Genomic DNA, 23,604 nt, shown 5'->3' on the forward strand with positions numbered 1-23,604 from the left:
ATCAAACCTCGATCGTTTTCGGACGGCGGCGTTCGAACCACATGACGACCATCAGGCGCGTCACGAAGATCGCGGTGAAGACCGAGGTCAGGATACCCAGGCCCAGAGTGATGGCGAACCCACGCACAGGTCCGCTGCCCATGGCAAACAGGATCACCGCCGTTATGAAAGTGGTCACGTTGGCATCCGCGATGGCCGACAAGGCCTTTTCATAGCCCAACTCAATCGCACGTGCAGGGCCTTTGGCGGATTTCAGTTCCTCTCGGATACGTTCGAAAATCAGCACGTTGGCGTCCACGGCCATACCGACGGTCAGAACGATACCCGCAATGCCCGGCAGGGTCAGCGTCGCGCCGATCAGCGACAGCAGGCCGAACAAGAGGCCAACGTTGATGATCAAGGCAATGTTGGCGAAGAGGCCAAACAAACCGTAGCTGAGCGCCATGAACACCAGCACCGCGGCAAAGGCTACCATAGTGGCGACTTTACCGGCGTCGATGCTGTCCTGACCCAATTCGGGGCCGATGGTGCGTTCTTCCAGGAACTCCAGCTCAGCAGGCAAAGCCCCTGCCCGTAGCAAGATGGCAAGGTTGGTGCTCTCCTCAACCGTGAAATTACCGGTGATAATGCCTGAGCCGCCGGGAATGTGGCTTTGGATCACAGGGGCCGAGATCACCTCATCATCCAGCACGATCGCGAACGGCGCGCCGATGTTTTCCAGCGTATAGTCACCGAATTTCCGCGCGCCCGACGTGTTGAAGCGGAAGCTGACCGCGGGACGGCCGTTCTGATCGAACGAAGGCTGGGCATCCACCAGTTCTTCCCCGGTCACAACCGGAGAGGATTCAAGCGTGTAGTATACACCGGTTTCGTCAATCGACGGCACCACTTCTTCACCGATACCTACAGCGGCATCCGGGTCCGTGCCACGACCAACAACGGGGTTGAAGGTCAGTTGCGCCGTGGTGCCGATGATCTCTTTCAGCTCGCCTGCACTTCCGATTCCGGGAACCTGAATCAGGATGCGGTCTGCACCTTGACGTTGAATGGTGGGTTCACGCGTACCGACCTCATCGATCCGGCGGCGCACGATCTCAAGCGATTGACGCACGGTGCGATCGTCCGAGGCCAGCTTCTCCGCTTCGGAGAGCTGCACAACGATTGTGTCGCCATCGGCAAAGGCTTCGATATCGGTCGCACCGACACCTGTCAGCGTCTGAACCTGACGGGCCAGGCCGCGAACGGTTTCCAATGCACGAGACATCCCCTCGGGCTGGCTGATGCGGACGCGAATCTGATCGGGGTTCGAGTCCTGACGGCGGATCGTGCCAACGGTGGAACGCTCATCCCGCAGGGCGTCGCGGATTTCGGGCCACATCGCTTCCATGCGGGATTCGTAGACATCCTCGACCTTGACCTCGGCCAACAGATGCGCACCGCCCCGCAGATCGAGGCCAAGATTGACCAAGGAGGACGGCAGCCAGTTCGGCCACTGCGCCGCCTCGGCCTGATTTTCGGGCGTATCCGCGCCAAGCTCTATCGCAGCTTTAGCGTCGTTGGATTGTTCGACCCGCGTGTAGAACGCATTCGGCAGAGCCAAGAGCAGGCCGGTCACACAGACCAGCCAGATCAGAACCCGCTTCCAGGTATCAATTTGCAGCATAACCCTGCCTTTTCAAGGAATTGTAAGGCGAAGTTACTTCGCAGGTTCGGTCTTATTCAGAACCTGAGCGATGGTCGATTTGACCACACGAACCTTAACGCCCTCGGCGATCTCGACCTCGATCTCGTTGTCGCCTTCCTTGACCTTCGACACCTTGCCGATCAGACCACCCTGTGTGACGACCTGATCGCCACGGCGCACGGCTTCGACCATGGCCTGGTGTTCTTTCATCTTCTTTTGCTGCGGACGGATCAGCAGGAAATACATGATCGCGAAGATCAGGATCAGCGGGAGAAACTGGGCGATTGCGCCACCTTCCATGGGATATTCCTTTTTCTTTGACCTGCGGCACCGTTCCGCAAATTTGGCGGGAACCTATGCGCTGATATGCGTGTTTGCAAGCAATGGCGGCAGCGTGACCCACCTGAACGCACACCTGCCACCATAAGAACCGTCAAAACGTTGCAGATATGTCCTAGGAACACTGTTTAAACCGGGTATAGTTCCAAACAAGGGGGACACATGGCACGGCAATTCAAACCCTTCCATTTGCTACGTTATTTTCTCACTGCAATGGCGGCAGCCCTTTGGCTTAGCCAACCTGTCCAGGCACAAGAGTCACCGACCGATGCGCCTGCGCCAGAAGCTGCAGAATCGGAAACTTTTATGGCCCCAGTTATAATAGACGGGGACGTTCTGTTTCAGGTTCGAGGCTCAAGCGCACTACCCGCCCGCGAGCGTGCCGAAGAAGTTCAAGACAAGATCATAGAAATCGCCGAAGCGTCGGACGCGTCCGAGGTGACTATCAGCTTTGAGGAAACCGAGTTCGGCACCTGGGTTCTGGTTGATGGTGAACGGGTTTCGATCGTCACCGAAGCCGATGCAGAATTGGACCAGATGGAACTCAGCGTTGTCAGTGTTCTGCACGGCAATGCAATCAAACAGGCTATTGAGGCCTACCGTTTGAACCGAACTGAACAGGCGCGGGTTTCAGGCGCTATCGAAGCCGCAGCTTGGACCTTGGGCTTTGTTGTCTTTGTGGTTGTGATCTTTTGGCTGCACCGCAGAATCCGGCGGCGGACACTGAGATTCGTGAAGCGCTACCTGAAGGACGTGGAAACCGCCACGGCCAAGAGCGTTCAAGCAGAGGCCATTGCAGCCTTGGTGCGCTACGGGCTTAATTTCGTCCTTTTGGTGATTTTCTTCCTGGGTTTCTACTACTACCTGTCTTTTGTCCTACTGGCCTTTGCCGAAACCCGGTATTTCGCGCAATTGCTGCTGACCTATCTAACCGAGCCCGTCCTTCTGATCTTCCAAGGCATCCTCAGCTATATCCCGAACATGATCATGCTTGGCCTGATCGCATGGGTAACTATGTATATTATCAAGGGCATGCGGGTCTTCTTCGACGCAGTCGAAGCCGGATCGTTCGATATGGGGGATTTTGAGAAGCATTGGGTTAACCCCACCTTCAACATCGCCCGAGTTGTCGTGATCCTGATCGCACTGGTCTTTGCCGTGCCCTACATTCCAGGCTCGGATTCGGCGGCGTTTCAAGGCCTGACCATTCTGGTCGGTGCGATGCTGTCATTGGGCGCGAACTCGGTCGTGTCGAACATGCTGGCCGGGCTATTCGTGATCTATCGCCGCTCGACCTCGATCGGGGACCGGATTCAGATCGGAGACCACATCGGCGACGTGGTGCAGATCAAGCTGATGGAGACCCATCTGAAATCCATCAAGAACGAGCTGATCTCAATCCCCAACGCGCAGTTGATGAATTCGGACGTGGTGAATTTTTCGAAGAAAACAGATGGCAGCGGGCTGTTGCTGCACACAACCGTTGGCATCGGCTATGAAGAGCCACCCGAAAAGATCGAGGCAATGCTGATCGAGGCCGCCAATCGCACCAAGGGGATCAAGTCCAAGCCCGAACCCTTTGTCCTGTGGACCGCGCTGGCCGACTACGCGATCAACTATCAGATCAACGGATACACTACGCGGGGCAGCATCATTCCCAAGATCCGGTCAGACCTGCATCGCAACATTGTGGCCGTATTCAACGAGAATAACGTGCAGATCATGACCCCCTCATACATCGCTGATCCGCCCGAACCAAAGATCCCGCCCGGGGAATGGGACGGCCATCTGGCTCATCACGATGAGGAGCCGGACAGTTAGGCGCAGTTTGGTTAACCAGCGCTACACCCTCCGCGATATATGGTGCATAAGCAGTCGCAGTGATTCACTGCATTCAAGGATCTGAACTATGCACGACATCCGCGCCATTCGCGAAAATCCAGCCGCTTTCGACGCCGCTCTTGCGCGCCGTGGGGACGCGCCGGTGTCGTCAGACCTGCTGCGGCTGGACGAAAGCCGCCGCGCCAAGATTTTGGCTGCTGAAACGGCGCAGGCCGAACAGAACAAGGCCAGCAAAGAGGTCGGCGCAGCCAAAGCCCGCGGTGATGAGGCCGAATTTGAACGCCTGCGCGCGCTAGTAGCTGAAAAGAAGGCCGAAATCGCCCGGATGCAGACCGAGGCCAAGGATCTGGACGCTCTGCTGACAGACCAACTGATCCGTATTGCCAACCTACCCGCCGACGATGTGCCAGAGGGCGCCGACGAGAACGACAATGTCGAGGTGAGCCGTTGGGGTACCCCGCGCGAAATGGACTTTGCCCCAAAAGAGCATTTTGAGATTGAGGCCGTTCAAAACGGTATGGATTTCGAAACCGCTGCGAAACTCTCTGGCTCGCGCTTTGTGTTGTTGTCTGGCGGCGTTGCGCGTATCCACCGTGCACTGGCCCAGTTCATGCTGGACACGCATATCAACGAAAACGGTCTGACCGAGGTCAACGGCCCGGTTCTGGTTCTGTCCGAGATGATGCAGGGCACCGGCCAGCTGCCGAAATTCGGCGAGGACAGCTATCAGACCCGCGAAGGCTGGTGGTTGATCCCGACCTCCGAGGTTTCGCTGACCAACATCGTCAATGACACGCTGATCGAGGAAAGCTACCTGCCCCGCCGTTATACCGCGCATTCGCTCTGCTTCCGGTCCGAGGCCGGTTCGGCGGGCAAAGACACCCGCGGAATGCTGCGTCAGCACCAGTTCGAAAAGGTCGAAATGGTCTCGATCACCCATCCCGGGACCTCGGATGACGAACAAAAACGCATGGTGCGCTGCGCCGAGGGCATTCTGGAAAAACTGGGCGTGCCCTACCGCACCGTGATCTTGTGTACCGGAGACATGGGCTTTGGTGCCCGCCGTACCTTTGACATCGAGGCATGGCTTCCCGGTCAGGACACCTATCGCGAGATCAGCTCGGTCTCAACCTGCGGTGATTTTCAGGCCCGCCGCATGAATGCGCGTTTCCGGCCCGAAGGTGGCGGCAAGCCAGAATATGTCCACACGCTGAACGGCTCTGGCCTTGCGGTGGGTCGCTGCCTGATCGCCGTGCTGGAAAATGGTCAGAACGCAGACGGTACCGTCAGCCTGCCCGACGTCCTTGCCCCCTATCTGGGTGGCAAGCTGACGCTGCAGCTGGACGGTACACTGGCATAAAAAACCGGCATCCGCGTTGCGCGGCGCCGGTTAAAAACACTTGAAAGGGCGAGGAAGAGCTACTTCTTCGCCTTTTTCTTATCCTTCTTCTTGTCAGATTTTTTGTCCGACTTCTTGGCATCCTTTTTGCCAGCGTCTTTCTTCTTGTCGGCCTTTTTGGACTTGTCGTCCTTCTTGGATTTCTTCCCCTTTTTGGACTTGGCCTTCACCTTGTCCTTGGCCTTGGAGAACGCAGCCTCCATCTCGGCCCGCTTTTTCGCAGCTTTCTCAGCCTTGGCTTTTGCCTTGGCTTTCTTCTTGGCCTTCGCCTCTGCGGCTTCTGCAGCGGCTTTTTCCTCGGCCGCTTTGCGCGCGGCTTCGGCGGCGCGCTTCTCCGCAGCAGCGGCGACAACTGTCTTGCGCGCAGCGGGGCGTCGGGCCGCCGGTTTACGCGTAGCGGGCTTGCGGGCAGCAGGTTTCCGGGCGGCTGCGCGACGCGGGGCTGGTTTCGCAGCGGCCGGTTTCGCAGCGGTCGCCTCTTTTGCAGCGGCAATCAGGACCGCTGCGCGCGCCGCACCGACGCGGGGGACCTTGACCAGATCGTTCGGTTTCGCTTTCGCAACGGCTTCGGCGGTCTTGAAACCGTTATCGGCCAAACCTTTGGCGAGCGTATCGCCAACGCCTTTTATCTCGGTCAATGCGGTCATTCTGGGTCCTTTCTCTGTCTCCCTGGCCCCCTGTATATACACAGGATATACGTTCTTCAAGCAGAGCTGCGCCTATGACGATCCATGGGCCAAGTCAGCAGTCTGCCCTTTTTTTGGAAAAGGCACCAGCCGCTTGGCGTCTTCGTCCCATAGTTTCAGGTTCAAAGCGGCCACCGCTTCGGGAAACTTGATCCGACGCGGGGTATATTCGGGCGGCAGGTTATAGTGACACTCACGCAACCGATAGGACGGGATACGGGCGTTGAAATGGTGAATATCGTGCAAGGTGATACAGGCCACCGCGTTGTCGAACCACCAACCGAAATCCAGCGCTGACGAGCCTTGAAGCGCCGCGATCTGCGGATCCAGATCCGGTCGACGATCCCAATATGTGTCCTCGAAATTGTGCTGCAGGTAGACGAGGAATACGCCCAGCATCCCACCCAGCAAGGAAAACACTAGCCAGACCAGAATACCGGTCGTCCCGGCGATCAGGTAGAGCAGCCCGAGAAAAACGGCGATCGAGAGGTTGTGCAGAGCAACGCCCTTCACGCCAAACCGTACAGTGTTTTTGGGCCAACGGTAGCGTATGAAATAGGTGAACAGAGCGCCCACAGGCACGAGAATGAACGGGTTGCGGTACAGGCGATAGACAAGACGTTTGAGCCAGTCCGCCTCGTTCCATTCCCGCAGGGTCATTGTGTGGATTTCACCGGTCTCCCGATGCTCAAGGTTGCCGATCCCCGCATGGTGCAGATTGTGGTTCTGCTTCATCACCTCAAAAGGGGCAAAGGTGAAAGGCGACAGGCCGTGCCCTGCCCATTCATTCTGCTGGCGCGTTTCGAACAGGGAATGATGGCCGCAGTCATGTTGCAGCACGTAAAGTCGCACAGCGGAAAACGCAAAAACAATCCCAGCTGGAACCATGACATACCAATGGTCCACGTTCACGATCGCCAGGGCCAGCGAGGCAAAATAGACGGCGAAGGTTCCGAAATAGCTCAGGGCTGCAAGCCTGTTGTCCTGAACCGCGTATTGCCGCGTGTAGTCTCTGAGATTCATCAAGCCCTCTCCCACGATGGCCCGGTTAAATGAGAAGCAAAAGGAATTCAGACCCGCCGCAAGACGAGCCGCGCACAGGAAACAAATGCACGCTCCTGAATGCTAGCGTGCAGAAAGGGCGCTGTCACGCCCTTGCGCTGAAAATGCTGGAAATTGGCGCAGTTACGCGCGTCCCTTGAGGTGTTTGGCTAAGGCACCGGCGTTTTTCTTGCGCCGCCCTTTATAAGGGTTCTTGTCACCTTGCCCGCGCAGCGTAAGACGGATCGGCGTACCGGGCATGTCAAAATCCTCACGCAGACCGTTGACCAGGTAGCGGGTATAGCTGGCCGGCATCTTGTCGGGATGCGAGCACATCACGACAAAGCCCGGCGGCCGTGTTTTTGCCTGGGTCATATAGCGCAGCTTGATGCGGCGGCCTTGCGGGGCTGGCGGCGGGTGCTGCTCAAGCATGGCGGTTAGCCAGCGGTTCAGCGCGGCGGTGGGCACTCGGCGGTTCCAGATGTCATGCGCACGCAGAATGGCGGCGCGCAAACGCTCCAGCCCCCTACCCGTTTTGGCCGACACGGTGATCAGCGGCGCGCCCCGCAGTTGCGGCAGCAGCCGGTCGAAGGACTCTTTGAGTTCGCGCAGCTTCTCCTGCTTGTTTTCCTCAACGTCCCATTTGTTGACGGCTACGACGACCGCACGGCCTTCCCGCTCGGCCAGATCGGCGATGCGCAGGTCTTGTTGCTCGAACGGAATGGCCGCATCCAGTAGGACGACAACCACTTCGGCGAATTTCACCGCGCGCAGACCGTCCGAGACTGAGAGCTTCTCCAGCTTCTCTTGGACCTTGGCCTTTTTGCGCATGCCGGCAGTGTCGAAAATCCGCATCGGAGTGCTTTCGCCATCCGGATCGGCCCAATCGACCCGAAGACTGATCGCGTCACGGGTAATCCCGGCCTCGGGGCCGGTCAGAAGGCGGTCTTCACCCATGATTTTATTGATCAGGGTGGATTTACCTGCATTCGGTCGACCTACGACGGCTACCTGCAACGGTTTGGCTGCGGTGATCAGAGGGGTTTCGCCCTCTCCATCCTCATCCAGCTCAATCTCGACCACGGGAGCGTCGTCTTCGGCCTCTTCCTCAGCCGCATCTGCCAGTGGCATCAGCTGAGCGTAAAGGTCGGTCATCCCCTCGCCATGCTCGCCCGACAAGCGGACAGGTTCGCCGAGGCCGAGGTTATAGGCCTCCAGAACACCAGCATCAGCAGCCGACCCTTCGGCTTTGTTGGCAGCCAAAATTACGTGTTTGGAGCGTTTGCGCAGAATCTCGGCAAACATCTCATCGGTCGGAGTGAGGCCGGTACGCGCGTCGATCATGAACAGGCAGACATCGGCCATATCCACCGCGCGCTCAGTCAGGCGGCGCATGCGACCCTGAAGGCTGTCGTCGGTAGCGTCCTCAAGACCCGCGGTGTCGATCACGGTGAACCGCAGATCGCCAAGCCGCCCTTCACCCTCGCGCAGGTCGCGCGTCACGCCGGGCTGGTCGTCGACCAAGGCCAAACGTTTGCCCACAAGGCGGTTGAACAGTGTGGATTTGCCCACGTTCGGGCGGCCCACGATGGCGAGGGTCAGCGACATGATACTCAACTTTCAAGACTCAGACGCGCCGTTTAGCGCATCTTTTGGTCAACGGAAAGCGTGTAGATCACCTTTGGTCGACACGACATACAGTGTTTGTCCGGCGACTACGGGCGCGGTGGTCGCGCCTCCGGGGACTTCGACCTGATGCACAAGCGCCCCGTTCACCGGGTTGAAGAACCGCAGGAACCCGTCATTCGAGGCGATCACAATGCGCCCTCCGGCCAGGATCGGGCCATAGTGGGCCACGATCGGACCGCGACGGTTTGGTTTGTCTTTGACAAAGCCCGGTAGGTCCTGCGCCCAGATCACCGAACCATCGGCGCTGTTCAAGCGGACCAACTGGCTGCGATCGCTGATCAGGAAAATACTGTTGCCTGCGGGCCAGACAGTATCGACCGCGCCTTCATCTGCAGTCCAGCGGCGCTCACCTGTTCCCGCGTCAAACGCAACGGTACGGCCAGAGTGGTTACCGATGAAGATGGTGTCGCCCACCACCATCGGGCTACCAGTCACATCGACAATCCGAGCTGTGGCGCGTCCGCGGCGGCCACCGGCCACCGAGGCATTCCATCGGCTGATCCCGCCCCGCTTGAATGTCGCGGCGATATCGCCCGAACCAAAGGCAAAGACAGCCAGATCCGAGGTCACGACCGGCGCAGGTGCGCCCAGAACGTTGCCGACGCTAGGGGTACCCTCAATCTGCCATTGGATGCGGCCATCCTTGGTGTCAACGGTCCAACCGGTTTCATCCCCAGCGACGAGATACAGCAGTCCGTTACTCACCAAAGGCGCGCCGCTGCCGGTTGCATTCAGGCGTTTCTGCCACCGGATTGCTCCGGTCTTTGCATCCAACGCCGTCAGACGGCCAAAACCCGAGGAGACATAGAGAACGCCCCCGGAATAGGCCATGCCACCGCCCGTGGCATCCGCGTCTCCGTCGGTTGCTGGGATCAGATTGGTGCTCCACGCGACCTGTCCCTGCGGTGTCACCGCCGAAGCCGTCGCCCCTGCGTCAAGCGTATAGACCAGCCCCCCCGCAACAACCGGGTCTGCCGTAATTCGTTGTTTGCGGGAATCGCCATCCCCAATTGAGGCCGACCAAATACGTTGGGGTGTCGCACGCAGCGAAGCATTGGACGTCCGGAAGGCTGGCGTGCCAGGGCTTTGGGGCCAGCTTGCATTTGCACTCTGCGATGGCAGGCTAATCGGTTGCGAGCCGCTTTTGGCGACCGTTTCAAGGTCTGAGGCGGGTCGGATATCCTCACGCTCGCCGGGCAAGATCTGTTCGGGTTCTTCACAAGCGGCCAGAGCGGTCAGGGCCAGTGCCGCAATCGGCAGTCCCACGCGAGAGAAAAGTCTTGTTACCATTTTAATCCGAACTCGCCTGTCATTAACCTGTGTTCCGCCCGATCAGCCCTGCTGAGCGACCAATGGCTCGGGCTCAGCGCCCAGTGCAACAATCAATTGCGCCGCGCGTTGTTGCAGATCCACGCTGACCTCTGCGTCCTGACGCAGCGCCTGCAACCGCTCCAACGCGGCATCTGTATCACCCTCGGCGATGTCGATCAGGGCCAGTTGCTCTTGGGCCAGAAGGCGCAGCGGGGCGCCGGGGGCGGCCAAAGCCTCGAACTGTTGCCGACGATCTGCAGCGGGCATTGTGTCGGATTGAAGCAGCAGTGCCTTGAAGCTGGCAATGGCGCGGTAAATCTCGGGCAGATCGCCCTGAACGGCCACAGCATTCAGACTGTCGACCGCGTCCTGCCGGGAATCAGCATCGAGCTGTGAGGCGGACAGAAGCATGTTGCGCACAGCCTCACCACCCGGCGTCAGTACGTCCACCTGCTCTAGGCCAGCGACACGCGCGGCAGTATCGTTTTCCGCCAGCGCGGCCAGAATGTCATCGCCCAACTTCTGAGCCTGCGACGTGTCCCGCGCCTTGCGGAATTCGTTGAAGGCGGCTCCACCGACGATCAGCACGACGGCAACAACACCGACCCAGCCCCAACGCCGCAAAAGCAGATACAGCCGGTCGCGGCGCACCTCTTCTGTGACCTCATCAATGAAACTGTCGGTATCGCTCATACCTGCCCCCGGGCTGTGGTTCCTGTCTTGGTGGGCCATGTCATACCCCGGCACCACGGCCAAGCCAAGGGCCGGATTTTGCACAATTCCGCTGACTGCATGCGCCCTTGCGAAAAAAAATAAACCGAACTAATCAGTTTAGCGTAGAAAATACACAAGCCTACGCCCATCTTTCACTATACTACCCCGGTCTAAGCCGGCGAATTTTTTTAAGGAGACCAGCTTTATGCGTCTGATTTCATTCATCAATGCCGCCTTGGTGATTGTCGCGCTGTATTTCCTTGTTTTTGAGCGTGACGCGCTGTTCGCCTTTGCAGGCAAAGGTGACGTAGAGGAAAGCATGCCATCAGAGACCGAAGAGGCGGTGGTTTCGCTGGCCAATGAAAATGCTGTGCGCGTGGTCGCCCTGCGCTCGGTCGCGCGCGAGATTGACAGCGCCGTCCTGCTGCGCGGCCAAACAAAAGCCAACCGTCAGGTCGAAGTGCTGGCCGAGACGACCTCGACCGTAATCTCAGAACCTATGCGCCGCGGTGCTTTTGTTGAGGCGGGCGATCTGCTGTGTGAGCTTGATCCCGGCACCCGCCCCGCCAGCCTAGCTGAAGCGAAGGCAGGCAAGCTTGAGGCCGAAAGCCGCATCCCCGAGGCTGAGGCGCGTCTGGAAGAAGCACATGCTTTGGTGGCCGAGGCCGATATCAACCTGAAAGCGGCCCGCAAACTGTCCGAGACGGGCTTTGGTTCGGAAACCCGCCGCGTCTCCTCCGAGGCCGCGATGAGCAGCGCCGAGGCAGGCATCAAATCGGCTGAAGCCGGGCTGGAAGCAACCCGCGCTGGAATCGAATCCGCTGCGGCCGAGGTTGAAGCCGCCCAACGTGAAATGGATCGGCTGACGATTGAGGCCCCGTTTCAAGGCCTGCTGGAAAGCGACACCGCCGAATTGGGCAGCTTAATGCAGCCTGGGACGCTCTGCGCCACGATCATCCAGCTGGACCCGATCAAGCTTGTTGGATTCGTGCCCGAGACCGAAGTTAACCGCGTTCAGGTCGGGGCGCTGGCTTCGGCTCAGTTGGTCACCGGTCGTCAGGTCGAAGGCCGCGTGACCTTCCTCAGCCGCTCGGCAGATGAGACAACCCGCACCTTTGAGGTCGAGATCACCGTACCGAATGAAGATCTGACCATTCGCGATGGCCAGACGGCGACAATCCGTATCTCGGCTGAAGGGGCCAAGGCGCATCTGCTGCCGCAATCGGCCCTGACCCTTAGCAATGAAGGGCAGCTAGGCGTGCGCACCGTCGGCGCGGGGGATGTGGTCGATTTCATGCCGGTTCGCGTGTTGCGCGATACGGCAGAGGGCGTCTGGATCGACGGTCTGCCTGAAACTACGGACATCATCGTGGTGGGGCAGGAGTTCGTTGTCAAAGGCGTCACCGTGAACCCGACCTATCAGGAGGTCACGCAATGACGGGTATCGTCAGCTGGGCCGCCGATCGGGCCCGCATGGTTCTGGCCTTCATCCTAATTTCGCTGGTCATCGGCGGGTTCGCCTATGTCAATCTGCCGAAAGAGGGCGAGCCGGATATCGAAGTCCCTGCCCTGTTCGTATCGGTCGTCTTCCCCGGAATCTCGGCCGAGGATTCCGAAAACCTGCTGGTCAAACCGATGGAGACCGAGCTGGCAGATTTGGACGGCCTCAAAGAGATGACCGCCACCGCCGCCGAGGGCTATGCAGGCCTGTTTCTTGAGTTCGAATTCGGCTGGGACAAAACCGCGATCACTGCCGATGTCCGCGACGCGATGAACAGCGCACAGGCCGAGTTCCCGGACGGCGCCGAGCAATACTCGCTGAGCGAGCTAAACTTCTCCGAATTCCCCATCGTCATCGTGAACCTGACCGGCGCGGTGCCCGAACGAACCATGGCGCGTATCGCCAAGGACCTGCAGGACGACATCGAAGCGCTTGATTCCGTGCTTGAGGCCGGAATCGCTGGCAACCGGGATGAGCTGCTTGAGGTCATCATCGACCCTCTGCGCCTTGAGGCGTACAACGTCACTGCCAATGAGCTGATTACGGTTGTGCAAAACAACAACCAGTTGATTGCGGCGGGCGAAGTGGACAGCGCGCAAGGGGCCTTTTCGGTCAAAATCCCCTCGTCCTTCAAAACCGCGCAGGACGTGTATGGCTTGCCCATCAAGGTCAACGGCGACCGGGTCGTCACTCTGGGTGAATTGGCCGAAATCAACTACACGTTTGAGGACCGCGAAGGCACGGCCCGGTTCGACAACGTGCCGACCGTCGCTTTGCAGGTTGTCAAGCGCAAAGGCTTCAACCTGATCGACACGGTCGAGCAGGTCAAAGCGACTATCGCCGAAGCGCAAACCAAGTGGCCCGCCGAATTGCAGGCTGCGGTGGACGTGGGCACCTCGAACGACCAAAGCCGGATCGTTGGATCCATGGTCAGCCAGTTGGAGGGCTCGGTCCTGACGGCGATCGCACTGGTGATGATCGTCGTCCTTGCCTCGCTTGGGTCGCGGGCAGCGCTGTTGGTGGGTTTTGCGATTCCGACCTCGTTCCTACTGTGCTTTGCGTTTCTTGCGGTCATGGGGGTCAGCATTTCGAACATCGTGATGTTCGGTCTGATCCTTGCCGTCGGTATGCTGGTGGATGGCGCGATCGTTGTGGTCGAGTATGCCGACAAGCGCATCAAAGAGGGCGTCGGCCCGATGCATGCCTATGTCGAGGCGGCGCAGCGCATGTTCTGGCCCATTGTCTCGTCCACGGCCACGACCCTCTGCGCCTTCCTGCCGATGCTGTTCTGGCCCGGTATTCCGGGTGAGTTCATGGGCATGCTTCCGGTCACGCTGATTTTTGTTCTCTCGGCCTCGCTGATCGTGGCGCTGATCTACCTGCCGGTTATGGGCGGTGTCTCGGGCCGTTTGAGCCGCATCTTCGACCGTGCCTCTGACTGGTTGCGCGGTCGTACGCCGTGGTGGCTGCGCGCCGTACTGGTGCCACCGTCCTTCTATCTGGTCTTCCTCGGCGCGATGCAGGTGCTGAACCCCTCCTATCTGGTCGAGGGCGGTGGTTCGCTCCTTGGGGCCGTTCTGATGATCCTCGGAGCTTTCGCCGGATCGGTCACGCTAGGCGCGGCCCGGATCGAGCGCAAACCCGACACCAAGGTTCACACGGCAAAGGAACACACGCCCTTCGGCTATGTCATCAAATTCCTCGTGGGCAATCCGGTGATGCCGATTGTCTCGATCGCTGCCGTTATCATTGCTGTGATGACGGTGATCTCGGTGTTCGGCGAAAACAACCGAGGCGTCGAGTTCTTCGTCGAAAGCGAACCGGAACAGGCCACGGCTTACGTTCGCGCGCGGGGCAACCTTTCGTTGATGGAAAAAGACGCGATGGTGCTGGCCGCCGAACAGGTAATTGCCGCACACCCGGCGGTGATCAACGTGTTTTCGTTTGCGGGCGAAGGTGGCCTGACGCAGAACAATGGCGGCGCGCAAGACCCGGCAGACACGGTTGGACGCGTCCAGTTCGAAATTATCCCATGGGAAGACCGCCCCAACGTCTCGGAGCCCATTTTGGGCGGGCTGTTCGACCGGCACTTCATCGCCCCCGAATATGATGGCGACTATGTTCTGGAAGAACTCAACACCCAACTGGCCGAGCTGCCCGGTTTCGAGGTTGAGATTCTGGCGCTGGAACAAGGCCCCGCCTCGGCCAAGCCCGTGCATCTGCGGATCAAGGGCGACGGGTGGGAGCCGCTGACTGCTGCTACTGTCGCCGCCCGAGAGGTTTTCGACACGACCCCCGGCCTGATCAAGATAGAAGACACTCTGCCCCTGCCCGGCATCGACTGGCAGATCGACGTTGACGTCGCCAAAGCAGGCCGATTTGGCGCCGATGTGGCCACTGTTGGGGCCATGGTGCAGCTGGTCACGCGCGGTATTCTTCTGGGCGAGATGCGCCCCGACACCACGGATGAAGAGATCGAGATCCGCGTCCGCCTACCCGAAGAAGATCGCGTCCTGTCAACGCTGGACACGTTGAAGGTGCGCACGGCGGACGGCCTCGTGCCTCTTTCCAACTTCGTCACCCGTCAGCCGGTCGCCAAACTTGCTGAAATCAACCGTGTTGATCAGGAACGCTATTATGACGTCAAAGCCGATGTCGAAACTGGCCTCAGCAAAGCAGTAGTCGCTGGACCAGACGGTGGTGAAAAACGTTTGGCCGTTCTGCGCGCGGTTGCGGATGAGGCTGAGCCCTCCTCAGCCGCGATCACTGCGCCCAATGGCAAGCAGTACGATCTGGTGCAATTGACCGGGGCTGAGACAACTGAAGAGCTGCGGACCGCCATTGAGAATGGCGAGGCCAGCATCGCGCCGATCAATCCCAACGAACGTATCGCCGTTCTGACCGAATGGCTGAACACTAACCCGTTCGACCCTTCGATCACATGGGAATGGACCGGTGATCAGGAAGAACAGGCCGAAAGCCAGGCCTTTCTGTCCAGCGCGTTTCTGGCGGCCCTAGGGCTGATGTTCGTGATCCTGCTGGCGCAATTCAACAGCTTTTACAACTCGGTTCTGGTTTTGCTGGCGGTAGTACTGTCGACGACCGGCGTTCTGATCGGGATGCTGGTGATGGAGCAACCCTTCTCGATCATCATGACCGGTACGGGGATCGTCGCTCTGGCAGGGATTGTTGTGAACAACAATATCGTTCTCATTGACACCTATCAGGAGTACAGCCGCTACATGCCGCGGATCGACGCGATCGTGCGTACGGCTGAGGCTCGGATTCGCCCCGTTCTGCTGACAACGCTGACCACTATGGCCGGTCTGACGCCGATGATGTTTGGCCTGTCGCTGGACTTCATCAATGGTGGCTACACGATCGACAGCCCCACAGCACTGTGGTGGAAACAGCTGGCAACCGCTGTGGTCTTTGGCCTCGGCATCGCCACCGTGCTGACCCTGATCGTGACGCCATCGATGCTGGCCCTGCGGGTCTGGGTGACAACCTATGCCATCTGGCTGGGCAAACTTCTGGCGAGGGTCACAGCAGGCCGGTCCAGCCAGATCGCGAAGGACATGGCTATCGGCCAAAGCGCTCGGGCCGCTCAAGCGACCGAGATCGTCTGGGACGAACAGCCTGCGCCTCGGCCCGAGCAGGCTACAGGGACGGAAGAGGATCACCCGACCATCCCGCCCGGGTCACCGCTAAAAGCAGCTGAATAAACAAAAAAAATGGCGAGCCGATGGCCCGCCATTTTTCGTTTTTTCAAACGTTTATCTATTCCGAGAACGCGTATTCGCCCAAGTCACACAGGTCGAGGTCGAAGTCCTCAACCGCGCTGCCGTCATCGAACACGCCGCGAATGTCGTAGACGCAGGTCACAAGCCCATCCGCGATCAACACATCGATCTCATAGTCTGGTGCGAGGTATCCCCCCTGCAAAAGGTTACCCTCCCAACTGCCGGATGACGCCGGGGAGACATTGAATTCGACCAGATCCGCGCTGGTTTCATTGACCAGCAGAAATTCCAGATCTTCGGCTGATGCGGCAGATGCCGCGAGTGTCAAACCGAGTGTCATGGATGTGACAATTTTCTTCATTCTTTGCTCTTTCTTGTTCGATGACAAAGCCAAACCTGACGCGATACTGCGCTAGTTGGGGTTTCAACCAGCGGACGAGTCGCGTCAAACAGAAAATCTCAGGCAGCCTGTGTGTCGGCCTGCTGGCGGCTCCACAATTGAGCATAACGACCTTCGCGCGCCAATAGCGCATCATGAGTGCCCTGCTCGATGATCTCACCGCTTTCCAGAACCACAATCTGGTCGGCCTCGGCAATCGTGCTCAGACGGTGCGCGATGGTGATCACGGTCCGCCCTTCGCCAGCTCGGGCCAGAGCATCCTTGATCTCCTGCTCAGTATCGGTGTCGAGGGCCGAAGTCGCCTCGTCCAGCAGTAGGATAGGCGGGTTCTTGAGCAGCGTCCGCGCGATGCCGACACGCTGCTTTTCTCCGCCTGACAGCTTGAGCCCACGCTCACCCACCTTGGTGTCATAGCCTTCGGGCAGAGAAGCGATGAAATCGTGGATTTGTGCCGCACGCGCGGCCTCTTCCACATCGGCTTGCGTTGCGCCGTCGCGGCCATAGGCAATGTTGTAGCGGATGGTGTCGTTGAACAGCACCGTATCCTGCGGCACGACGCCGATGGCCGCGTGCAGGCTGGTCTGACGCACATCCCGCACGTCCTGACCATCAATCTTCAACGCACCTCCGGTCACATCGTAGAACCGGAACAACAAGCGCCCGATGGTGGATTTCCCGGACCCCGTCGCGCCCACAATGGCTACGGTCTGCCCCGCAGGCACCGACAGCGACACTCCTTTAAGGATCTCCCGCTCCGGGTCATAGCCAAAGCGCACATCATGGAGGGTCACCTCGCCACCATTGACCTTCAGGTCCGGGGCGTCGGGCTTGTCTTTCACCTCCGCAGGTTGTTCCAACAGGTCGAACATCTGGCCCATATCGACAAGCGCCTGCCGGATCTCGCGATACACCGTGCCCAGAAAGTTCAAAGGCACGGTGATCTGGATCATGTAGGCATTCACCATGACGAAATCGCCAACCGTGAGCGTGCCGTTCTGAACCCCAATCGCGGCCAAGACCATCACTCCGATCAGGCCACAGGTGATCAGGAAGGACTGCCCAAAATTCAGGAAGGCCAGCGAATAGGCGGTCTTCAAGGCCGCCCCGGCATAGGCCTTCATCGACACGTCATACCGGTTCGCTTCACGCTGTTCGGCATTGAAATACTTGACGGTTTCAAAATTCAGCAGGCTGTCGATGGCGCGCTGGTTCGCCTCGGTATCCTGATCATTCATCTCGCGGCGCAGCTTCACGCGCCATTCGGTGACGGCAAAAGTAAACCAGATGTAAAGCGCAATAGTGACGGCCACGACGACCAGATACCAGACATCGAACAGCCACATCAGGATGATGGCGACCAGCAGCAGCTCCAGGATAAGCGGCCCGATCGAGAACAGCAGGAACCGCAAAAGGAACTCGACCCCTTTTACCCCACGCTCGATGATCCGGCTGAGGCCGCCTGTCCGGCGTCCAACGTGATAGCGCATGGACAGTTGGTGGATGTGCTGAAAGGTCTCCAACGCGAGCGCACGCAAGGCCCGTTGGCCAACGGGGGCAAAGGCTGCATCGCGCAATTGCTGAAAGCCCACAGTCATCATCCGGGCGATACCATAGGCCACCGTCAGCCCCACCGCGCCAAGGGCCAAAGGAGGCACGCCCTCGCCCGCCAGACCGTCCACTGCGCCCTTGTAAAGGATCGGCGTATAGACGGCGATCAGCTTAGCCAAAACCAGCATCGCCATGGCAATCACAACGCGTCGCTTCACCCATGGTTCATCATCAGGCCACATATAGGGCGCAACCTTGCGGATCGTCCGCCAGCCAGAGCGGCGCTCGTCAATTCCGGCCAATTCGTCCGATGTCATGGGGGGCATACGTCGCATTACCTGCCTAGTGTGAAGTGCAATATGGGCCCCGGCCCGAGAAAGGCCAGAGCCTGGGCTTATTCAGGAATGGTGAACACCTGCCCCGGGAAAATCAGGTCCGGGTCACGGATCAGCTCGCGGTTAGCGTCGAACAGGCGGACATATAGCACGCCGTCTCCGAACCTCTCACGCGAGATGGCCCACAGGGTGTCGCCCGCCTGAACCGTGACCGACCGGATCGGTGCAGGGGTTTCCTGCGGTTGCTCCGAAGTCTGAGCCTCGGCCGCCTGCAGCACCTCGACGGGTTCACGTTTGAAAGGCGTTTCAACGCGGCTGAGGACTGTGCCGTCGGAATGCACCTCGTCCACTCGCAGGGTGTAAACGCCGGGGTCGATTCCCTCGAGGTCGCCCCTCCAATTGCCATTCTCTTGCGGGGTCACATCTGCCACCAGACGGTTGTTCAGATAAATCCGTACAGCCGACCCTTCGTTGAGACGGCCTGTCAGTTGCACATCTCCAGTGTCTGAATAGCCGATTGTGTCCAGCTCAACCTGCTGAGGCGCGGCGTTCTCTTCAGACGGGGATTGAACAAGCTCAACCCCATCCTCGCCTGAACGCAGGATGGCAACCTGTTGGTTTTCAGCAGGGGTTTCCATTGCTTCTTCTGGGGCTGACTGAGCCTCAACGACGGTCTCTTCTGTATCCGCACCGGTGTTCTGGGTTTCGGCACCGGCATCTGCAGTTTCTGTAACGGTGTCCTCGGCTTCTGTGCCCGCGTCTGCAGTTTCCGTACCGGCGTCCTCGGCTTCCGTACCCGCGTCTGCGGTTTCCGTACCGGCGTCTGCGGTTTCCGTCGACTGCTCGGGCTCATCATTTGCCACAGTCGTATCTTCCGCCTCAGGCTCAGGATCTTCAGCAACTTCCGGTTCCGATGGCGTTTCCTCAACCGTTGGCGCTGTCTCCTCGAGGGCGGGTTCTGGCAGGGCTGCGATCAGATAGTCGTCGGATCGGACAGTTTCATCCCCATCGGTCGACTGCAGAACAAGGCCGCGTGGATCATCACTGAACGGGACCGCAACAAATTCGGCGAACTGGCCCGTCGCATCGACCGAAAACTGATGTACAACCTCGCCGTTCAGCACCACGTCAACGTCGCTGCCCGGCTCGGCTTCGCCTGACAGCAACGCGCTGCCGTCTGGCGACACGAATATCTGGTCCAAAGCCGGAGGTGTCGTGGGTGCGGCGTCAACCGTTACCTCTTCGGGCTGCGCTTCGGGGTCTTCGGCCGCGGGTTCCTCAGCCTCAACTTCGGCTTCGGCGATAGCCACCTCTGGCTCGGGTGCGGGCTCCTGCGAGGCCTCTTCTTCGGGTGCAACCTCCGGCGCAGGAGTTTCCTCTGCAACCTCAACCTGTTCCTGTACGGGTTCGGGGCTGCTTGAAAACACACCCGACAAATACAGACCACCGGCCGCAAGAATTGCCACAAGGCCGACAAGCAGCCCCCAGATGAAGCTGCCCGAGCTTCCGCTTCCCGATGTGCCGTTCATTCTTTCCCTTTCATTCCGCCGCGAAACTGATGTGAGTGACTCGTGTTCCGGCGGACAGTTGAGCCAACCTATCAATCTCGCTATCAGGGGTCAAAACGTCTGAAACAAGCCCGGAGCGCACCTGTCATGTCCCAGAAATCCGTCTGTGTGTATTGCGGGTCACGCAATGGCACCAATCCCGCCTATTCTGACGCCGCCAAGAAGTTGGGAGCCGCGCTGGCGCAGGAAGGCTGGCGGTTGGTTTACGGGGCCGGAGATGTGGGTCTGATGGGGGAAGTTGCGCGCGCCACGCAATCTGCTGGGGGCGAAACCTTCGGCGTTATCCCGGTGCATCTGGTCCAGCGTGAAGTCGGCAAAAGCGACCTGACGCATTACGTGATCACTGAGACGATGCACGAGCGCAAGAAAGTCATGATCATGAATGCGGATGCCGTCGTGGTGCTGCCCGGAGGGCCGGGATCACTGGACGAGCTGTTCGAGGCGCTGACATGGCGGCAGTTGGGCCTGCATGATAAGCCGATTTTGGTGGTGAATGTGGGGGGCTACTGGGATAAGCTCCGCGACCTGCTGGAACAGGTGATCGAACAGGGATTTGCCGATCAATCTCTTTCAAGTTTCGTGACTTGGGTCGAGGATGCCGACGCGGTCATCGCCGCTTTGCGGTAGGCAAAAATGTGGGCGGCCGCGGCCGCCCGTTTTCATTCAAGCCAGACGTGGCGCAGGGCGAAGGCGCTGTTTCAGCACCTGTTCGACCTTGTGAAGCGGGTGGTTGGTCAGGGTTTTATCCACCTCGGCCACGACTTTGGCCAGCACCTCGCTATGTAGCCTGCGACGCAGCAGGCCCAGGACATGGGGGCTGGCCACTAGAACAAGCCTTTGGAATTTGCCTTTCAGCCCTTTGCGGTTCAAAAGATTGGCAAGGTCCTGCACGAACAGCGATTTCGCATGGGATTTCCAGTCCGGCTCCTCAACCGCCGATTTCTGGTTCGGCCCCGGATCAGACCGTCGCCCAGCCCGATCAGTAGGGCGGTCTTGCGCCTCTTGCTCCTCAACCGAAACAACAACCAGATTGGGGTCTTCGGCATCGGTGATGTTCTCGACAAACAGCGCCTTTTCCCCATCCGCGATAACAACCCAGGTTCCCTGTTCAAGTGCAGCCATTATGCTCTCCCGTAGTGGTTTTCATGGCTATCCCTCATGAATTGGCCACAAGTTCTTTGCTTCGCGGCCAGAGCGTTCTGGCGCGGTGTTTGCTTGTGCTTCCAAATGGGTGCGGTTCTCTCCCTCCGCTGTATTTACTTAAGCACTGGCGGACCGGGTACAATCCCGTCTCACACCGAAACTTGACGTATCGGCAAGTTTTCACCTGCGCTTCATGTTTGAGCAGATCGCGGACCTAGTGGATGCCTGCGGTCAGACCCCGCATCAGCCATCGTTGCAGCCCGATCACGACAATAGCTGGTGGCAGCAGCGCCAAAAGCGCCAGAACCATGCCTGCCGTGCCGCCAAAGCCCGAATAGGCCATGCCGCGCACTAAGGTGTCATGGTCCTGACTGGTGGTGGTGATCATGATCGGCCAGACATACTGGTTCCACCCCAGCACAAACAGGATCGCAAACACAGCCGCGATCATCGGCAAAGACAGAGGGATAACGATATCAACCAGCACACGCAGCGGTCCGGCGCCATCCATCTGGGCAGCCTCCATCACCTCAGTAGGGATCTGGCGCATGTATTGGCGGAACACCAGCACGCCCAGCCCACTGGCCGTGATCGGCAGGATCATCCCCGCGTAGGAATTGAGTAGCCCAAGATCACTGGCAACGGCGAAGGTCGGCAAGATCCGGGTCTCGATCGGAAAGAACATCGCGATCAGGATCACGCCGTAGATCAACCCGCTGCAGGGCAATCGAAAGAACACCAGCGCATAGGCGGCCATCATCGACATCACGCTTTTCAAGATGGCAACGCCAAGGGCCAGTACCAGCGAATTCCACATCATCGCCCCTGCCCCAATCCCAGCGCTGCTGAGGCCACCACGCCAGACCCGCTGAACCAAGGCCCAAAGCTCGGGCAGATCAAGGGCCGTGAGCAACTGCCAAAGCAGCAGGCAGACCGGCCCGCACATCAAGGCAACGCCCGCCAGAAGAATCGCGTGATCGAGGAGATGGTTTCCACGCAAGCTTGAGGTCCAATCGTCAAAATGGCGGTTTGCCAGTTGGTTACAGCAGGACTGTCACGGTTGAGGCGGTCTCGCAAGGTTTGCTGTGCGGATTGACCATCCGCGCGGCATGAAAACTATACCAATGAAAAGGGCCTGCCAGCGTCTCCGCCAGCAGGCCCCTGTTCCCGAAAGGGACACTCAGATCACATGCGCGATGCGACGTTTTCCCAGTTCACCAGGTTATCGAGGAAGTTCGACAGGTAAGCCGGACGCTTGTTGCGGAAGTCGATGTAGTAGGAATGCTCCCACACGTCGCAACCCAGCAGAGCCGTCTGACCAAAGCACAGCGGGTTCACGCCGTTTTCGGTTTTGGTCACGGCCAGCGAGCCGTCAGCGTTTTTGACCAGCCATGCCCAGCCCGAGCCGAACTGACCCGCGCCAGCCGCGCTGAACTGCGACTTGAACTCGTCAACCGAGCCGAAGCTTTCGGTCAGAGCTTTTTCAAGCTCTCCAGGCATCGCGCTTTCGCCGGGTCCCATCATTTCCCAGAACTGGTTGTGGTTCCACAGCTGGCTGATGTTGTTGAAGATACCGTTCTGCGCGACGGCGTTTGCGTCGTAGGTACCTACGATGATCTCTTCCAGCGACTTGCCGTCCCACTCGGTGCCGGCGATCAGCTTGTTGCCGTTGTCGACATAGGCTTTGTGGTGCAGGTCGTGGTGATATTCCAGCGTTTCGGCGGACATGCCCTTGGCTGCCAGCGCGTCATGTGCATAAGGAAGATCAGGAAGTTCAAAAGCCATGTCGGCCCCCTGTAAAATAAAAGTTGCGGTTCCCAAGGGTTAAATGCTTTGGCAACCGCCGCAGGTCAAGGGGCGAGACAATAAAACCCGGAGGTCCGCGATGCTGACACAGGCGCGCAAGATGTTTTTCCGCGCCCGCGGATACTATGCAGGGAACCTCAATGGTCAGGCGTTCCGGCTGGATCCCTACCATTCGAAATTCTGGCGCAAAGCCTCGGCTGGAGATTGGGAGCCTGAGACCTTCGCCGTTCTCGATCAGTTCCTGTCCCCGGAAGACGACTATCTGGATATTGGCGCATGGATAGGGCCGACAGTCCTCTATGGAGCGCGCAAAGCCCGCCATGTGTTTTGCTTTGAGCCCGATCCGACCGCGTTTCGCCATCTGGCCTGGAACCTGGACCTGAACGATATCCACAATGTCTCGGCCTTCGGAGTGGCGTTGTCAGATCAGTTCGGAGTGGCCCGCATGGCCTCAACCCGAGGAGAGCCAGGCGATTCCACCAGTTCACTTTTACATGACGCGGCGCATGGAACGGATGCTTTGACAATCGCATGGGAGCAGTTCCAGGCTGTCCAGGATTTAAGCCGGGTCTCGCTGGTGAAAATGGATATCGAAGGGGCCGAGTTCTTTGTGCTGCCTACGCTTCTGGACTGGCTGAAACAGAAACGCCCCGCCCTGTTTCTGTCCTTGCATGCGCCGCTTCTGGAAGAGGCAGACCGACGTTCCCGTATGGAAGGCCTGCTGGACAGCCTTCGCTTCTATAGCCATCTGTGCGACGAAAACAGGCAGCCGGTGACGGTGCAGGCGCTATTGGAACCCACGGCGCTCAATCACTATCAAACGATCCTTTTGCATGATTGAAGTGGGCGCCGTTC

Annotated in this window: 19 protein-coding genes; 6 read left to right on the top strand and 13 right to left on the bottom strand. The window is 59.0% G+C overall.

Translation table 11 applies throughout. From position 1 onward, the window contains the following. Position 1: 1 nt before the first annotated feature. Together secD and yajC are read right to left on the bottom strand one after the other, a co-directional pair. The gene (gene secD / locus ACR0I8_RS02875) at positions 2 to 1,663 is read right to left on the bottom strand and encodes a protein translocase subunit SecD (protein WP_170688886.1); all 1,662 of its coding nucleotides are present in this window, start codon (positions 1,661 to 1,663) and stop codon (positions 2 to 4) included. 33 nt (positions 1,664 to 1,696) lie between these two features. Continuing rightward, positions 1,697 to 1,984: a preprotein translocase subunit YajC gene (gene yajC, locus ACR0I8_RS02880; protein WP_155151194.1), complete on the bottom strand. Its 288-nt coding sequence runs from the start codon at positions 1,982 to 1,984 to the stop codon at positions 1,697 to 1,699. A gap of 345 nt (positions 1,985 to 2,329) precedes the next feature. Here yajC and ACR0I8_RS02885 point away from each other — a divergent pair, with 345 nt between their 5' ends. Beyond that, positions 2,330 to 3,844, top strand: coding sequence for a mechanosensitive ion channel family protein (locus ACR0I8_RS02885; RefSeq protein WP_480702705.1), 1,515 nt, complete (start codon positions 2,330 to 2,332; stop codon positions 3,842 to 3,844). A gap of 88 nt (positions 3,845 to 3,932) precedes the next feature. Further along, on the top strand, positions 3,933 to 5,225 hold the full coding sequence (serS, locus tag ACR0I8_RS02890; RefSeq protein ID WP_170688888.1) for a serine--tRNA ligase: 1,293 nt from the start codon (positions 3,933 to 3,935) through the stop codon (positions 5,223 to 5,225). 59 nt (positions 5,226 to 5,284) lie between these two features. Here the strand turns inward: serS and ACR0I8_RS02895 are convergent, their stop codons facing one another. The 5 genes from ACR0I8_RS02895 to ACR0I8_RS02915 form a co-directional block, all read right to left on the bottom strand. Then, positions 5,285 to 5,911 carry a helix-hairpin-helix domain-containing protein gene (locus ACR0I8_RS02895; protein WP_170688889.1) on the bottom strand — a complete coding sequence of 209 codons (627 nt, stop codon included), beginning with the start codon at positions 5,909 to 5,911 and terminating at the stop codon, positions 5,285 to 5,287. A gap of 72 nt (positions 5,912 to 5,983) precedes the next feature. Beyond that, positions 5,984 to 6,973: a fatty acid desaturase gene (locus tag ACR0I8_RS02900; protein ID WP_170688890.1), complete on the bottom strand. Its 990-nt coding sequence runs from the start codon at positions 6,971 to 6,973 to the stop codon at positions 5,984 to 5,986. Positions 6,974 to 7,135: 162 nt separating this feature from the next. Then, complete coding sequence (der, locus tag ACR0I8_RS02905; RefSeq protein ID WP_170688891.1) at positions 7,136 to 8,599, bottom strand: ribosome biogenesis GTPase Der; 1,464 nt, start codon at positions 8,597 to 8,599, stop codon at positions 7,136 to 7,138. A gap of 48 nt (positions 8,600 to 8,647) precedes the next feature. Beyond that, entirely contained in the window at positions 8,648 to 9,970 is a 1,323-nt protein-coding gene (locus ACR0I8_RS02910) for a PQQ-like beta-propeller repeat protein (RefSeq protein ID WP_170374082.1), read from the bottom strand. A 42-nt stretch (positions 9,971 to 10,012) separates the two neighbouring features. After that, the gene (locus tag ACR0I8_RS02915; RefSeq protein ID WP_170374083.1) at positions 10,013 to 10,684 is read right to left on the bottom strand and encodes a hypothetical protein; all 672 of its coding nucleotides are present in this window, start codon (positions 10,682 to 10,684) and stop codon (positions 10,013 to 10,015) included. 226 nt (positions 10,685 to 10,910) lie between these two features. On the opposite strand from ACR0I8_RS02915, the gene ACR0I8_RS02920 reads away from it, so the two are divergent. Together ACR0I8_RS02920 and ACR0I8_RS02925 are read left to right on the top strand one after the other, a co-directional pair. Next, a complete protein-coding gene (locus ACR0I8_RS02920) occupies positions 10,911 to 12,143 on the top strand; it encodes an efflux RND transporter periplasmic adaptor subunit (protein WP_170688892.1) in 1,233 nt (410 codons plus the stop codon). Next, on the top strand, positions 12,140 to 15,931 hold the full coding sequence (locus ACR0I8_RS02925) for an efflux RND transporter permease subunit (RefSeq protein WP_170688893.1): 3,792 nt from the start codon (positions 12,140 to 12,142) through the stop codon (positions 15,929 to 15,931). The genes ACR0I8_RS02920 and ACR0I8_RS02925 overlap by 4 nt, the downstream gene beginning before the upstream one ends. Positions 15,932 to 15,986: 55 nt before the next feature. Here ACR0I8_RS02925 and ACR0I8_RS02930 read toward each other — a convergent pair whose 3' ends face one another. From ACR0I8_RS02930 to ACR0I8_RS02940, 3 genes are all read right to left on the bottom strand, one after another. Further along, on the bottom strand, positions 15,987 to 16,310 hold the full coding sequence (locus ACR0I8_RS02930) for a hypothetical protein (RefSeq protein WP_170374086.1): 324 nt from the start codon (positions 16,308 to 16,310) through the stop codon (positions 15,987 to 15,989). Between the two features lie 98 nt (positions 16,311 to 16,408). Then, complete coding sequence (locus tag ACR0I8_RS02935; RefSeq protein WP_170688991.1) at positions 16,409 to 18,214, bottom strand: ABCB family ABC transporter ATP-binding protein/permease; 1,806 nt, start codon at positions 18,212 to 18,214, stop codon at positions 16,409 to 16,411. A 77-nt stretch (positions 18,215 to 18,291) separates the two neighbouring features. Then, positions 18,292 to 19,761, bottom strand: coding sequence for a LysM peptidoglycan-binding domain-containing protein (locus ACR0I8_RS02940; protein ID WP_170688894.1), 1,470 nt, complete (start codon positions 19,759 to 19,761; stop codon positions 18,292 to 18,294). A gap of 126 nt (positions 19,762 to 19,887) precedes the next feature. On the opposite strand from ACR0I8_RS02940, the gene ACR0I8_RS02945 reads away from it, so the two are divergent. Then, entirely contained in the window at positions 19,888 to 20,427 is a 540-nt protein-coding gene (locus ACR0I8_RS02945) for a TIGR00730 family Rossman fold protein (RefSeq protein WP_170688895.1), read from the top strand. Positions 20,428 to 20,463: 36 nt separating this feature from the next. Here the strand turns inward: ACR0I8_RS02945 and ACR0I8_RS02950 are convergent, their stop codons facing one another. The 3 genes from ACR0I8_RS02950 to ACR0I8_RS02960 form a co-directional block, all read right to left on the bottom strand. Next, positions 20,464 to 20,922 carry a baeRF12 domain-containing protein gene (locus ACR0I8_RS02950; protein WP_170639532.1) on the bottom strand — a complete coding sequence of 153 codons (459 nt, stop codon included), beginning with the start codon at positions 20,920 to 20,922 and terminating at the stop codon, positions 20,464 to 20,466. A gap of 235 nt (positions 20,923 to 21,157) precedes the next feature. Beyond that, complete coding sequence (locus ACR0I8_RS02955; protein WP_480702710.1) at positions 21,158 to 21,943, bottom strand: ABC transporter permease subunit; 786 nt, start codon at positions 21,941 to 21,943, stop codon at positions 21,158 to 21,160. 185 nt (positions 21,944 to 22,128) lie between these two features. Next, positions 22,129 to 22,728, bottom strand: a complete 600-nt coding sequence (locus tag ACR0I8_RS02960; protein WP_170374091.1) for a superoxide dismutase — start codon at positions 22,726 to 22,728, stop codon at positions 22,129 to 22,131. Positions 22,729 to 22,828: 100 nt separating this feature from the next. Here ACR0I8_RS02960 and ACR0I8_RS02965 point away from each other — a divergent pair, with 100 nt between their 5' ends. After that, on the top strand, positions 22,829 to 23,590 hold the full coding sequence (locus tag ACR0I8_RS02965) for an FkbM family methyltransferase (protein WP_170688896.1): 762 nt from the start codon (positions 22,829 to 22,831) through the stop codon (positions 23,588 to 23,590). Positions 23,591 to 23,604 lie beyond the last annotated feature (14 nt).

This window comes from Ruegeria sp. BG9 (genome assembly GCF_056538305.1).

Excerpts from the sequence above, each read along its gene's own strand:
- ACR0I8_RS02925 (WP_170688893.1), top strand. The coding sequence starts at position 12,140 with ATGACGGGTATCGTCAGCTGGGCCGCCGATCGGGCCCGCATGGTTCTG.
- serS (WP_170688888.1), top strand. The coding sequence starts at position 3,933 with ATGCACGACATCCGCGCCATTCGCGAAAATCCAGCCGCTTTCGACGCC.
- ACR0I8_RS02965 (WP_170688896.1), top strand. The coding sequence starts at position 22,829 with ATGCTGACACAGGCGCGCAAGATGTTTTTCCGCGCCCGCGGATACTAT.
- ACR0I8_RS02920 (WP_170688892.1), top strand. The coding sequence starts at position 10,911 with ATGCGTCTGATTTCATTCATCAATGCCGCCTTGGTGATTGTCGCGCTG.
- ACR0I8_RS02960 (WP_170374091.1), bottom strand. The coding sequence starts at position 22,728 with ATGGCTTTTGAACTTCCTGATCTTCCTTATGCACATGACGCGCTGGCA.
- ACR0I8_RS02950 (WP_170639532.1), bottom strand. The coding sequence starts at position 20,922 with ATGGCTGCACTTGAACAGGGAACCTGGGTTGTTATCGCGGATGGGGAA.
- ACR0I8_RS02930 (WP_170374086.1), bottom strand. The coding sequence starts at position 16,310 with ATGAAGAAAATTGTCACATCCATGACACTCGGTTTGACACTCGCGGCA.
- yajC (WP_155151194.1), bottom strand. The coding sequence starts at position 1,984 with ATGGAAGGTGGCGCAATCGCCCAGTTTCTCCCGCTGATCCTGATCTTC.
- ACR0I8_RS02935 (WP_170688991.1), bottom strand. The coding sequence starts at position 18,214 with ATGACATCGGACGAATTGGCCGGAATTGACGAGCGCCGCTCTGGCTGG.
- ACR0I8_RS02910 (WP_170374082.1), bottom strand. The coding sequence starts at position 9,970 with ATGGTAACAAGACTTTTCTCTCGCGTGGGACTGCCGATTGCGGCACTG.
- ACR0I8_RS02900 (WP_170688890.1), bottom strand. The coding sequence starts at position 6,973 with ATGAATCTCAGAGACTACACGCGGCAATACGCGGTTCAGGACAACAGG.
- ACR0I8_RS02945 (WP_170688895.1), top strand. The coding sequence starts at position 19,888 with ATGTCCCAGAAATCCGTCTGTGTGTATTGCGGGTCACGCAATGGCACC.
- ACR0I8_RS02915 (WP_170374083.1), bottom strand. The coding sequence starts at position 10,684 with ATGAGCGATACCGACAGTTTCATTGATGAGGTCACAGAAGAGGTGCGC.
- ACR0I8_RS02885 (WP_480702705.1), top strand. The coding sequence starts at position 2,330 with ATGGCCCCAGTTATAATAGACGGGGACGTTCTGTTTCAGGTTCGAGGC.
- ACR0I8_RS02895 (WP_170688889.1), bottom strand. The coding sequence starts at position 5,911 with ATGACCGCATTGACCGAGATAAAAGGCGTTGGCGATACGCTCGCCAAA.
- secD (WP_170688886.1), bottom strand. The coding sequence starts at position 1,663 with ATGCTGCAAATTGATACCTGGAAGCGGGTTCTGATCTGGCTGGTCTGT.
- der (WP_170688891.1), bottom strand. The coding sequence starts at position 8,599 with ATGTCGCTGACCCTCGCCATCGTGGGCCGCCCGAACGTGGGCAAATCC.
- ACR0I8_RS02940 (WP_170688894.1), bottom strand. The coding sequence starts at position 19,761 with ATGAACGGCACATCGGGAAGCGGAAGCTCGGGCAGCTTCATCTGGGGG.